This is a genomic window from Nonomuraea sp. NEAU-A123 (assembly GCF_018603905.1).
Taxonomy (GTDB): domain Bacteria; phylum Actinomycetota; class Actinomycetes; order Streptosporangiales; family Streptosporangiaceae; genus Nonomuraea.
The window spans coordinates 88361-100839 of the sequence record NZ_JAHFZZ010000028.1 but is presented as its reverse complement, the minus strand read 5'-3'; the positions used below and the strand labels follow the sequence as shown (position 1 = coordinate 100839).

12 protein-coding genes are annotated in these 12479 nt (G+C 70.0%); 9 read left to right on the top strand and 3 right to left on the bottom strand.

Annotation, left to right across the window (positions count from 1 at the left end; translation table 11 throughout):
• Positions 1–4: 4 nt before the first annotated feature.
• A complete protein-coding gene (locus tag KLK06_RS50705) occupies positions 5–853 on the bottom strand; it encodes a LysR family transcriptional regulator (RefSeq protein ID WP_214643040.1) in 849 nt (282 codons plus the stop codon).
• A 415-nt stretch (positions 854–1268) separates the two neighbouring features.
• On the opposite strand from KLK06_RS50705, the gene KLK06_RS50700 reads away from it, so the two are divergent.
• Positions 1269–2345 carry an acetyl-CoA acetyltransferase gene (locus KLK06_RS50700; protein WP_374197201.1) on the top strand — a complete coding sequence of 359 codons (1077 nt, stop codon included), beginning with the start codon at positions 1269–1271 and terminating at the stop codon, positions 2343–2345.
• Positions 2346–2489: 144 nt separating this feature from the next.
• On the opposite strand, the gene KLK06_RS50695 is transcribed toward KLK06_RS50700, so the two are convergent.
• Entirely contained in the window at positions 2490–3704 is a 1215-nt protein-coding gene (locus KLK06_RS50695; RefSeq protein WP_214643038.1) for an N-acetylglucosamine kinase, read from the bottom strand.
• A gap of 60 nt (positions 3705–3764) precedes the next feature.
• Between KLK06_RS50695 and KLK06_RS50690 the strand changes: the two genes are divergently transcribed.
• The 6 genes from KLK06_RS50690 (at position 3765) to KLK06_RS50665 (ending at position 9852) form a co-directional block, all read left to right on the top strand.
• The gene (locus KLK06_RS50690) at positions 3765–4634 is read left to right on the top strand and encodes a MurR/RpiR family transcriptional regulator (RefSeq protein WP_308168816.1); all 870 of its coding nucleotides are present in this window, start codon (positions 3765–3767) and stop codon (positions 4632–4634) included.
• Positions 4631–5377: a sugar isomerase domain-containing protein gene (locus KLK06_RS50685; protein ID WP_214643037.1), complete on the top strand. Its 747-nt coding sequence runs from the start codon at positions 4631–4633 to the stop codon at positions 5375–5377. The genes KLK06_RS50690 and KLK06_RS50685 overlap by 4 nt, the downstream gene beginning before the upstream one ends.
• Positions 5378–5474: 97 nt before the next feature.
• Positions 5475–6830 carry a cellulose binding domain-containing protein gene (locus tag KLK06_RS50680; RefSeq protein WP_214643036.1) on the top strand — a complete coding sequence of 452 codons (1356 nt, stop codon included), beginning with the start codon at positions 5475–5477 and terminating at the stop codon, positions 6828–6830.
• Positions 6831–6908: 78 nt separating this feature from the next.
• Complete coding sequence (locus KLK06_RS50675; protein WP_214643035.1) at positions 6909–8162, top strand: extracellular solute-binding protein; 1254 nt, start codon at positions 6909–6911, stop codon at positions 8160–8162.
• Complete coding sequence (locus KLK06_RS50670; protein ID WP_214643034.1) at positions 8159–9037, top strand: carbohydrate ABC transporter permease; 879 nt, start codon at positions 8159–8161, stop codon at positions 9035–9037. The genes KLK06_RS50675 and KLK06_RS50670 overlap by 4 nt, the downstream gene beginning before the upstream one ends.
• Positions 9034–9852: a carbohydrate ABC transporter permease gene (locus KLK06_RS50665; RefSeq protein ID WP_214643033.1), complete on the top strand. Its 819-nt coding sequence runs from the start codon at positions 9034–9036 to the stop codon at positions 9850–9852. The genes KLK06_RS50670 and KLK06_RS50665 overlap by 4 nt, the downstream gene beginning before the upstream one ends.
• On the opposite strand, the gene KLK06_RS50660 is transcribed toward KLK06_RS50665, so the two are convergent.
• Positions 9842–10786, bottom strand: coding sequence for a BadF/BadG/BcrA/BcrD ATPase family protein (locus tag KLK06_RS50660; protein WP_214643032.1), 945 nt, complete (start codon positions 10784–10786; stop codon positions 9842–9844). The two genes, KLK06_RS50665 and KLK06_RS50660, sit on opposite strands and share 11 nt — an antisense overlap.
• Before the next feature lie 103 nt (positions 10787–10889).
• Between KLK06_RS50660 and KLK06_RS50655 the strand changes: the two genes are divergently transcribed.
• Positions 10890–11735: a MurR/RpiR family transcriptional regulator gene (locus KLK06_RS50655; protein ID WP_214643031.1), complete on the top strand. Its 846-nt coding sequence runs from the start codon at positions 10890–10892 to the stop codon at positions 11733–11735.
• Positions 11736–12470, top strand: coding sequence for a sugar isomerase domain-containing protein (locus KLK06_RS50650; protein ID WP_214643030.1), 735 nt, complete (start codon positions 11736–11738; stop codon positions 12468–12470).
• Positions 12471–12479: the final 9 nt, after the last annotated feature.

Here is a 12479-nt window from a genome sequence, read left to right as displayed (position 1 = left end):
AGCGCTATCCAGATCGCGCGAGATGCCGGGCCGCGTGCACCAGATCGTCCACGTCGGCCTGACGGTTCCAGAGAAACACCACCTCAAGGGGCGGGATCTCTTCGGCGACGGGGATGAACATGAGGCGTTCCGGCACGGGCAGGCCGCCGCGCACGCAGAGCGTGTAGCCGGCGCCCGACTCGACCAGGGCGACGGCCGCGTCGTGGGTGGCCGCCCCGGGCCCGAGGCGAGGATGCAGGCCGAGCCGGACGAACCCCTCCAGGAACCGCCGCGCGCCCGCCACCGCGTCGGACTCCGGCATCACGAGCGGCTCCGTCGCCAGATCGGCGAGCCGCAGCCTCTCGGACGAGGCCAGCCGGTGGTCGCGGGGGAGCAGGGCGAGTACCGGGGCCCGCTGGACGAGCATACGGGCCACGCCCCTGGGCAGCGAGCCGGGAGCGTACCCCAGCCCGGCCTGAAGGGTTCCGTCCGTGATGGAGATGATCTGCTCGGCCGTGCACATGGGCGCCACCCGGAGCCGCGCGCCCTGAACCTGCGACAGGAGACGGGCCACCACGTCCCCCAGTCCGTCGGCGACCCCCAGGCGTACCGTCTGTCCCTTCCCCCGGGCGGCGGTCACGGCCCGTTCGAAGGCGTCGACCGCCACCGTGGCCTGGGCCAGGAACACCTCACCCGCCTCGGTGAGCCGCATCCCGCTGGACGAGCGGGTGAACAGCTCGACGCCGATCTCCTTCTCCAGCGCCCTGAGCTGCTCGGACAGGGTGGGCTGGGCGATGTGGAGCACGGCGGAGGCGCGGCGCAGGCTGCCTGCGCGGGCGATGGTGATCGCGTTGCGTACGTGGCGTAGATCCATCGCTCACCTCGAGGTGATGGGGATGGGCTATCGGATGATCGCACCTCCGTATTACAAAACGGACTATCTGCTGTGAAGGGGTTCAGTTGCCGCAGGGTGACGATTTCCGTCGCGGCCTGCCGCCGGAAGGTCCACACGGCCCGCCGAAAGGTCCACACGGCCCGCCGGGAAGTCCACACGGCCCGCCGGGAAGTCCGCGCGGCCCGCCGGGAAGTCCGCGCGGCCCGCCGGGAAGTCCGCGCGGCGGCGCGCCGAGCAAGCGCTTGTGTATACCGCGTCGTCGCGTTAGCGTGACGGACGAACACCACATGCGTCACCCGCCGGGGTGGATCGCGCCCTGCCCCGGCGAGTGACCCGGCACCCGTGACCACGAACCCGTCCGTCCGTCCGTCCGTTCGTGAGGGCCTGGCAGGAGGTGGGCATGCAGCCCTTCGCCGGCAGGGCGGCCGTGGCCGGTGTCGGCATGACCGCGCTGACGCGAGAGTCCGGCCGCACCGAGCTGGACCTGGCGGTCGAGGCCTGTCGTACGGCGTGCGCCGACGCGGCCATCTCGCCCGCAGAGGTGGACGCGGTGCTGAGCTACCACATGAACGACTCGGCCCCCGTGACCCAGGTCGCCCGCGCGCTCCACATCGACCGCCTGGGCTGGCACAACGACATAGCCGGAGGCGGCACCCAGGCGGCCTCGATCCTGGGCGACGCAGCCATGCTGATCCACGCCGGTTTAGCCCGAAATATCCTGATTTACCGAGCGCTTAACGGCCGCTCAGGCAAGCGCATGAACACCGCCTCCACCGGCCCGCAGGAGCAGTTCACGTACGGCATGGCCGGCCCGATCCCGCTCTTCGCCCTGGCCGCGACCCGCTACCTGCACGACACCGGCCTCGGCCCCGAACACCTCCACGCCGTCGTCGCCCAGTCCAGGGACAACGCCAAGACCAACCCCCGGGCACTGCGCCGCGAGCCGCTGTCGTTCGAGGACTACCTGGCCAGACCGTACGTCTGCACACCACTCCGTACCGTCGACTGCTGCCAGGAGACCGACGGCGCATGCGCGTTGCTGGTCAGCGGCGTGCTCGACGGCCCGCGCATCCAGGCCGTGGTCCGCGGCGGCGGCCCCGGCTGCTCCTCGATGGACCGTGCCCCGAACGTGACCGCCATCTTCTCGGAGTACGTGGCCCCCATGCTGTGGGCGGCGTCCGGCATGCGCCCGTCCGACGTGAAGACGGCACTGCCGTACGACGCGTATTCATGGCTGGTCCCCCGCCAGTTGACGGACTTCGGCCTGGTCCGTAGCGAGGACCTGGGCCCGTACCTCCTGGAACGACGCCACGCCTGGCTCAACCCACACGGTGGCCTGCTCTCAGAGGGCTACGTACACGGCCTGAACAACGTGGCACAGGCCGTCCGGGAAGTACGGGGCGGCCGAGAGGTGGCACTGGTGACGGGCTTCGGCGGCAGCTACGGCAGCGCGGCGCTGCTGGTGGGGTGAACCGCCCAGCCTGAGTACGGTGAATCGCGCGGACTGGGTGCGGTGACCCGCCGGACAGAACGGCCCAGAACCGCAGCACCATCACGAAGCGCCGTCCCCGCGTAGCGAAGCGCCGTCCCCGCGTAGCGAAGCATCGTCCCGGCGTCACGAAGCGCCGTCTCCGCGTAGCGAAGGAGCGTCCCGCGACACGAAGCGCGGATGGCGCTGTTCGGCCTCTTGCGGGCTGAGGTACGCGCGAGCGGCCAGCCAGGCCGCCGCTCCCGCGCCGTCTCCGGCAATGCTCACCGTTTCGTCCCGTAGGAGTGCCAAGACGGCCTGCCGTACGGGGCCTTCTGTGGTGAGGACGCTACCCGCGAGCACGATGGGGAGGCCGGGCACATGCACCTCCATCACCGTCCTGACCAGCCGGATGGCGGCCTCGTTCACGATCTCCAGCGCCACCGGATCGCCGTCCGCCGCGGCCTCACTCACGAGAGGCGCCAACTCGGCCAGCGCGAGCGGCGCCTGTCCCTGCACCACAGCCGCCAGCTGCCCAACCGGATCGTCAAATGGCCCGTCGGATAACAGATGACAGATGACAAGCTCTGTCAGCCGCCCTTTTTGGGGGCTGGGTGTGTGCGGGGAGTGGGCGGCGTTGGTCGGATCGGGGGTGGGTGGGGCTGGGGAGCGAGTGGGGATGGGTTGGTTGCGGGCGGAGGTGTTCAGGGCGCGGATGGTGGCGCGGGCGGCGGCCCGGCCGAGCCAGAATGCTGAACCCTCGTCGCCCAGTTGCCACCCGTAGCCGTCTGCTGTGGCCACCTGGACGTGGTCGGTAATTTTTGCCGCGATCGCCCCCGTGCCTGAGATCAGCACCGTGCCCGATGGCGATGCCGTGCCTGCGGCGAATGCCGTGACGACGTCTCCAAGCGTGCGGGTCACGTCCGCATGCGTGTGGATCGCCGGCCCCTGTACGCCATTGTCGGCCGATCCGCCGAACACACGCTCCACCACGGCCTCACGCATCGACGCGTTCCCCGCCAGACCGACGACCACCGCCCGGACCAGCGCCTCAGCCGAATAGGCCGCCCCCGCCTCCGGCGAAGGCGCCGCCCCTGCTGGAGACGCCGCAGCTCCGTCCGCTGCCGTCGGAACGGCGTTCCCTGGCGCACCGGCCGCCACCTCACCGCTCGCCAGGACGCCGTCTGCCGCCATCAGCGCCCGCCGCACCGCTGTCGCCAAGTTGGCGCAAGCCGTCGGGAAGCCGACTGCGACCGCGTTGGCGCCGCCCGCGACCCCATAACCGACCCGCGTGCCCGCCAGCGTGAAGAGCGCGGCGCGCGACGAGGTGCCCCCCGCGTCGATGCCCAGTACCAGCTCCATGTCAAAAATTATTCCCCAACATCCTTGACGACGCCAGAATCTGAGCATAATTTTCACCGCGTGGAACTACTAGCCCGGATCAGGACCGAGCAGCACGACATGCCCGAGGCGCTACGAAAAGTGGCGGACGCGATTCTCGGCAGCCCGGCCGAGGCCGCGCGGCTGACAATCGTTGATCTGGCCGAGCGGAGCGGCACCTCCACCGCCACGATCACGAGGTTCTGCCGGGCGATGGGATTCACCGGGTACGCCGAGTTGCGCGTCGCCATCGCGACCGAGACCGGGCGGGTGGCGCAGCAGACCTGGCAGACCGACATCGGGCAGGAGATCCTGCCCGACGACAGCCTCGAACGGGTGCTGGGCGTCGTCTCCGGGAACGACATCCGGCTGATCCAGGAGACCGGCGACCAGCTCGACCTGGCCGTGGTGGGCAAGGTCGCGCAGGCCGTCGCGCGGGCCGGGAGGGTGCTGCTGTTCGGGGTCTCGAGCAGCGCGGCCGTCGCCAGCGAGATGGAATACCGGCTGCAGCGGATGCGCGTACCCACCTGGAGCAGGTCCGACGCGCACAGCGCGCTGACCGACGCGGCGCTGCTCGGGCACGGTGACGTGGCCATCGGCATCTCCCACAGCGGCCGGACGCGCGAGGTCATCGAGGTGCTCGCCGAGGCGGGCAGCCACGGCGCGATCACCGTCGCCGTGACCTCGCATCCCAGGTCGCCGCTCGCCGAGGTGGCCGAGCTGGTGCTGACCACGGCCAGCCGCGAGACGACGTTCCGGTCGGACGGGTTCGCGGCGATCCATTCGCAGTTGCTCGTGCTGGACGTGGTCTACGTCTCGGTCGCGCAGAAGACCTACGAACGTACCAAGGAGGCCTTCGACGTGACAGTCAGAGCGGTAGCCGGACACCGACTCCCAGAAGGAGATATATGACGTTAAATGCTGAGGACTACGTCGCCCACATCGCCACGCTCATCCAGGACATTCCGAAAGATCCGGAGATCGCCAGGGCCGCCACACTGTTCACGGCGGCGATCACTAAGGGCGGCGTCATCCAGGCGTTCGGTTCGGGCCACTCCGAGGCGGTCGCGATGGAGATCGCCGGGCGGGCGGGCGGTCTGGTGCCCACGAACCGGCTCGCGCTCAGGGACATCGTCCTGTACGGCGGAGCGCCACGCGACCAGCTTGACCGCTACGACCTGGAACGCGACCCGGCCGTCGCCCACACCATCCTCGACCATGCCCCCGTCCACGACGACGACCTGTTCGTGATCATCTCCAACTCCGGCGTGAACGGCGTGGTCGTCGAGCTCGCCACCCTCGTCAAGCAGCGCGGTCACGACCTGGTCGCGATCACCTCGCGCGCCCACAGTGACGCGGTCACCTCCCGCCATCCCTCGGGCCGCAAGCTGAGCGACCTCGCCGACGTGGTGCTCGACAACCGGGCACCGTACGGCGACGCGATACTCGCCCTGCCCGACGGAGGCGCCACCGGGGCCGTCTCCACCATCACCTCGGCCCTGCTCGCCCAGCTCGTCGTGACCGCGACAGTGGGCAACCTGCTCGACGCGGGCCAGGTCCCACCGGTCTACCTCTCGGCCAACGTCCCCGAGGGCGACGCCCACAACCTCAAGCTCGAAGCGCTGTACGCGGGCCGCATCCGCCGAGGCGCCTGAGCACCTTCCTGAGCACATCCCTGAGCACATCAGAGCACGACAGCACTGTTCGGCATGCAGGAAATTCGGGGGCCGTCGAAACAAGGAGAACCCCGCCATGACGCGAAATGCCGTGAGGATCCTCTTCAGCCTGACCCTTCCCCTCATCCTGGTAGCCCTGGCGATGACCGCCCCGGCCAACGCCCAGCAGGCCGTACGCCTCCAGTACAAGACCAGCTCCCCGGGCGCCACCACCGCCCAGGCCGAGCCCTGGTTCCAGCTCTACAACGACGGCACCACGTCGATCCCGCTCAACCAGGTCAAGATCCGCTACTACCTGACCGGCACGGAGACCTACCGCTTCGCCTGCTCCTGGGCAGTGGTGAGCTGTTCGACGGTGACGGGGCAGTTCGTCCGCCAGTCGGGTGCCGACCAGTACCTGGAGGTCGCCTTCACCTCCGGCACGCTCGCACCCGGCTCGAACACCGGCGACATGCAGCTCCGCTTCTACCGCGCCGACTGGCAGAACTTCACCCAGAGCGACGACTACTCCTACGGCTCCCAGACCACGTACGGCAACTGGGACAAGGTGACCGTCTACGTCAACGGCCAGCTCGCCTGGGGCCGGCCGACAGGCAGCGACCCGACGCCCACCCCGACGCCGACCGTCACCCCGCCCGGTTCGAAGGGCGTGCTGTTCGACGACTTCACCTACACCAACTCGGCCGACCCGCGCCTGTCCCAGCGCGGCTGGACGGTCCGCTCCAGCTCCGGCGGCCCCGGCGTGCCCGGTGCCACCTGGTCGCCGTCGGCGATCACGTTCCCCGGCGGCCTGCTCACGCTCGACTCCTCGACCAACGGCACCGCCTCGGGCACCGTCCAGACAGAGCTGTCCACCGCCGCCCGCAAGTTCCACGAGGGCACGTACGCGGCCAGGGTGCGTTTCAGCGACGCCCCGACGAGCGGCCCGGACGGCGAGCACCTGGTGCAGACGTTCTTCACGATCACCCCGCTCAACTTCAACCTGGACCCCAATTACGGCGAGCTGGACTTCGAGTACCTGCCCAACGGCGGCTGGGGCGAGCCGGGCAACATCCTCTACACCACGAGCTGGGAGACCTACCAGGCCGACCCCTGGCAGGCCGTGAACACCCACACCGAGGAGCGGACGAGCTTCAACGGCTGGCACGACCTGGTCATCCAGGTCAGCGGCGGGCGCATCAAGTACTACGTCGACGGGCGCCTGTTCGCCGACCACGGTGACATCTACTACCCCGAGACGCCCATGTGGATCATGTTCAACCAGTGGTTCATCGATCTGCAGGGCGGCACCACCCCGCGTAGCTACCGGCAGCAGGTCGACTGGGTCTTCCACAGCAAGAACGAGGTCGTCTCGCCCACCGACGTGCTCAGCCGGGTCAGCGCCTTCCGCACCGCCGGAACCGCTTTCCAGGACACGGTCCCCAACTCCTGACACCCCGCAACGAGGTACGGCCGGCGCCGCGCGTGCCGGCCGTACCGACACATACCCCCCACCAGAAGGTGAACGACGATGAAGTACCGCATCCTGGCTCTGGCGGCCGTCTTCGCGCTGGGCGCGTGCGGCTCCGATGCCAAGCCGACAGGCGGAGCGCCCGCGAGCAGCGGCCCGACCAAGCTGACCGTCTGGATCATGGACGGCAGCGTCACGAAGGAACTGCTGAAGAAGTTCGAGACCGGCTACGAGGCCGCGCACCAGGGGACGGACCTCGACATCCAGATCCAGGCCTGGGACGGCATCGGGGAGCGCGTGACCGCCGCGCTGGCCAGCACCGACGCCCCCGACGTGATCGAGGTCGGCAACACCCAGGTCGCCCAGTACGCGGCCAGCGGCGGCGTCCAGGACCTGACCGGCAAGGTGGCCGACCTCAAGGGCGAGGACTGGCTGCCGGGCCTGGCCCAGCCGGGCAACATCGACGGCAAGCAGTACGGCATCCCCTGGTACGCCGCCAACCGCGTCGTCGTCTACAACAAGGACATATTCGCCAAAGCCGGTATCAAAGCCCCAAAAACCAGGGACGAATGGCTAAATATCACGGCAAAGCTTAATAAAGGCCAGGACCAGGGCATCTACCTCACCGGCCAGACCTGGTACGCCCTGGCCGGATTCGTCTGGGACGAGGGCGGCGACCTGGCGATCCAGGAGGGCGGCAAGTGGAAGGGCGCCCTCGACACCCCGCAGGCCCTGGCCGGCATGGACTTCTACAAGCGCCTCCAAGCCCTCGGCAAGGGCCCCAAGGACGCCGACGAGGCCAACCCGCCGCAGCACGAGGTGTTCGCCCAGGGCAAGGTCGCCCAGATCATCGCCGTCCCCGGCATCGCCTCCCGGGTCCTGGAGGTCGAGCCGAAGATGAAGGACAAGATGGGCTTCTTCCCCATCCCCGGCAAGACGGCCGACAAGCCGGGCACCGTGTTCACCGGCGGCTCCGACCTGATCATCCCGGTCGCCTCGCAGCGCCAGGAGCAGGCGTACGAGGTCGTCAAGGCGCTGGCCGGCGAACAGTTCCAGACGGAGCTGGCCAAGGCGATGAGCTTCGTGCCCAACCGCACCTCGCTCGCCGGGGTGCTGGCCGGCGAGGAGGGCACCGCCGCCATGGCCACCGCCGCCGCCAACGGCCGGGCCACCCCCAACACCCCCAACTGGGCCGCCGTCGAGGCCACCTCGGTCATCAAGCAGTACATGACCGCCGTACTCACCGGCGCCGACCCGGCGGCCGAGGCGAAGAAGGTCTCCGAGAACATCACGACGACCCTGAACAGCAAGTGAGGTCGCGTTCGCTCTGGCCCTACCTGCTCATCGCGCCCACGGTGGCCGGTGGGGCCTTCCTCCTGCTCTATCCCCTGCTCAAGGCGGCCCTGATCTCGTTCCAGCACTTCCGCATGGGCGAGCTCATCAGGGGCGGGGCCGCGTTCGCCGGCCTGGAGAACTACCGGGAGCTCCTGACCGGCGCGGAGTTCTGGCAGGTGCTGCTGCGCACCCTCGTGTGGACCGCGATCAACGTGGTGCTCATCGTGGTCCTGTCGACCGGCGTCGCCCTGATGCTGGTCCGGCTCCGCCGTGGCCTGCGCCTGGCCGTGATGAGCGGGCTCGCCCTGGCCTGGGCCACCCCGGTCATCGCGGCCACCACGATCTTCCAGTGGCTCTTCCAGTCGGAGCTCGGCGTGGTCAACTGGCTGCTGGTCACGCTGGGCCTCGACTCCTTCCGCGGCTACACCTGGTTCGCGGACGGCACCGCCACGTTCGCCGTACTCGTCGTCCTGGTCGTCTGGCAGTCGGTGCCGTTCGCCGCGCTGACCCTCTACGCGGGGCTGACCACGATCCCGGCCGAGCTGTACGAATCCGCCAGGATCGACGGCGGCACCGGCTGGCAGGTCTTCTGGAAGGTCACGGTGCCCATCCTGCGGCAGCTCTTCGCGCTGATCACCTCCCTGGAGGTGATCTGGGTGGCCAAGTGCTTCCCGCAGATCTGGGTCCTCAGCCAGGGCGGGCCCGGCGGCGCCACCACCACCCTGCCCGTCTACGCGTTCAAGATCGCCAGAGTCCTGCACAGGTACGACCTGGGCTCCGCGGTCGCCATGCTCACCGTCGTCATCCTCGCCATCGCCCTGATCAGCAATCTGCGCAGAATGGTCCGCTCATGAAACGGCTCGCGCTCAACGCGGCGGCGCTGGCCGTACTCGGGATGACGATCTTTCCCGTGTACTGGATGTTCCTCACCGCGTTCAAGCCGACCAGCGACATTCAGGCGGCCACGCCCACGTTCTGGCCGGTGCACCCCACTCTCGAACACTTCGCCACGGCCATCTCCGCGCCCGGCTTCTGGACCTACTGGCGCAACAGCCTGGTCGTGACCGTGGTGGCCGTACTGCTCGCGCTGGTCGTGGCGCTGCTGGCGGCGTTCGCGGTGACCAGGATGCGCTGGCGGGGCAAGGGAGCCTTCGTGCTCGCCGTGTTCGCCGCCCAGATGGCGCCGTGGGAGGCGCTGCTGGTGCCGGTGTTCATCATCGCCAGGGACACCGAGCTGCTCGACTCGCTGACCATGCTGACCGGCGTCTACTTCATGATCACGCTGCCGTTCACGATCGTGACGCTGCGCGGGTTCCTGCAGGCGATCCCGCTGGAGCTGGAGGAGGCGGCGCAGGTCGACGGGTGCGGCCGGCTCATGGCGTTCCGGCGGGTGGTGTTCCCGCTGCTCGCACCGGGGCTGATGGCGACCTCGCTGTTCGGCTTCATCACGGCGTGGAACGAGTTCGCGTTCGTCAACGTGCTGATCATCAAGGATCAGGACCGGCGGACGCTGCCGGTGTGGCTGTCGTCCTTCCGCGACGTGTTCGGCACCGACTGGGGCGCGACGATGGCCGCGGCCAGCCTGTTCGCGCTGCCCGCGCTGCTGCTGTTCCTGTTCCTGCAGCGCCGCGTCGGCACCGGGATGACAGCGGGCGCCGTCAAGGGCTGAGCGTGAACGCCGCGTGCAGCGCCCGCCGGTCGGCCGCCGGCAGCAGGTCGCGCGCCGCCAGCCAGGCCGCCGCCCCCGCCGCGTCCCGCGCCGTGGCCACGGTCTCCCCGCCCAGCAGCTCCCGTACGGCCTGCCGTACCGGCCCCTCGCTCGTCAGCACGCTCCCCGCCAGCACCACCGGCCCTGACCGGTGCACCCGCCGGACCGTGGCGACGAGCTGCTCGGCGGCCTGGCGGGTGATGCCGAGCGCGAGCGGGTCACCCGCCTCGGCGGCCTGACTGACCAGCGTCGACAGGGCGGCCAGGCGCATGTGGTCGGCCTGCGCGAGCCGGACGATCCGATCGGCGTCCTTGCGCGGCGTGGGACCGCGCTCAGCCCCCAGGAAGTGCTCGACGACCAGCTCGACCAGCACACCCTCCGACGTGCCGCGATCCAGCGCGGCGACGACGGCCTTGGCGCCCGCGCGCCCGATCCAGAAGCCCGACCCCGCGTCGGCCAGCAGCCACCCGAGCCCGTCGGCGATCACGTCCAGCTCGTAGCCGGCGATCCTGGCCGCCACCGCCCCCGTCCCGGAGAGCAGCAGCGAGCCGTCCGGCTCGGGCGACCCGGCGACGTACGCGATCACCACGTCTCCCATGAGCCGCGGCCCCGAGGCGATGCCATGCCCCGCCCACACCTTGCCCAGCTCCGGCTCCATCGCGTCGACGACGCCCGAGACCCCGGCCAGGGAGACGACGACCGATGACGCGTCCTGCCCGGCGAGCGCCCGGCCGAGTGCGGTGTCGATCGCCGCCACCGCACTGGTCAGCCCGTGGGCGGTCGGATTGCCGGCACCTGCCCTGGCATAACCGACACGGGTCCCGTCGAGTGAGTGCACCGCGACGCGAGTTGAGGTGGCGCCGGCGTCGACCCCAATGGTGAGCGAATTGGTCACGGTCCGATTGTGGGACTTGACTCAGCGGAGAAGCAAGAATAATTTTCGGCGGAAGACCGGGTATCCGGAAGGAATATTCGTGACTTCAGGTGCCCTCGGGCGTGTGGAAACAGAACTACCCGGTTTGCCGGAGGCGTTGCGCAGGGTCGGCGAGGTGATCCTCGGTGATCCGGCCGAGGCGGCCCGGTCGACCATCATCGCGCTGGCCGAGCGCGCGGGCAGCTCGCCCGCGACCGTGACCAGGTTCTGCCGGGCCTTCGGCTTCTCCGGCTACGCGGAGCTGCGGGTGGCGCTGGCCACCGAGACCGGCCGGGCCGCGCAGGCGGGCTGGGGCGCGGGCGTGGGGCACGAGATCGGGCCCGACGACCCGCTCGACGCGGCGATCGAGGTGATGGCGGCGGCCGACGCCCGGCTCATCCAGGACACCGCCGCCCAGCTCGACTCGGAGATCGTCGCCCAGGTGGCCGACGCCATCGTCGCCGCGCCGCGGGTCCTCCTCGTCGGCGTCTCCACCAGCGGGAACGTCGCGGCCATGTACGAAGGCCGGTTCCGGCGCATCGGCATCCCGTGCTGGAGCGCGGGCGACGCGCACGTCGCGCTGTCGGACGCCGCGCTGCTCGGCTCGAGCGACGTCGCGATCGGCATCAGCCACCGGGGCCGGACCCGCGAGGTCATGGAGGCCCTGGCCGAGGCCGGCAGCCACGACGCCACCACGGTCGCCGTCACCTCGTTTGCCCGATCGCCGCTGGCCGACCTGGCCGACCTGGTGCTCACCACCGCCAGCAGGGAGACCACGTTCCGGCTCGGCGGGCTGGCGGCCGTCCACTCGCAGCTGTTCGTGCTCGACGCCGTCTACGTGGCGGTGGCCCAGCGCACGTACGAGCGCACCAACCAGGCGTTCGGGCTGACGATCAGCGCCGTGGAGAGCCACCGGGTGGAGAGAGGCTGAATGACGTTCGCAACCAAGGCCCTGGAGCTGGCACGCCAGGTCGTGGAGTCGCAGGCGGAGCCGGTACGCCGCGCCGCCGCCCTGCTCGTCACCTCGCTCAGAGCGGGCGGCGTGGTCAACGCGTTCGGATCGGGGCATTCCGAGGCCATCGCGATGGAGATCGCCGGACGGGCCGGCGGCCTGGTGCCCAGCAACCGGCTCACCCCGCGCGACCTCGTCCTGTACGGCGGGCAGCCGCCGAGCGTGCTCACCCCCGAGCTCGAACGCGATCCGGAGATCGCCCACCGGATCTACGAGCTGGCGCCCGTCGCGCCGCAGGACGTGTTCGTGCTGATCTCCAGCTCGGGCATCAACGGCGCCGTGGTCGAGCTGGCCACGATCGTCAAGGACCGCGGTCATCCCCTGATCGCGCTGACCTCGGTCAAGCACAGCAGCCAGATGACCTCGCGCCACCCGTCGGGCCGCAAGCTGCTCGACCTGGCCGACGTCGTGCTGGACAACGGCGCGCCGTACGGGGACGCGATCCTCGAACTGCCGGGCGGCGGCGGTTACGGCGCGATCTCGACGGTCACCTCGGCGCTGCTCGCGCAGATGGTGGTCACCGAGGCGGTGGACGGGCTCGTGGCGCTCGGCGAGACGCCGCCCATCTATCTGTCGGTCAACGTGGCCGGCGGCGACGAGCACAACAAGGCCCTGGAGAGCCGCTACGCAGGGCGGATCCGACGTGGAGCATGACTAGCTAGG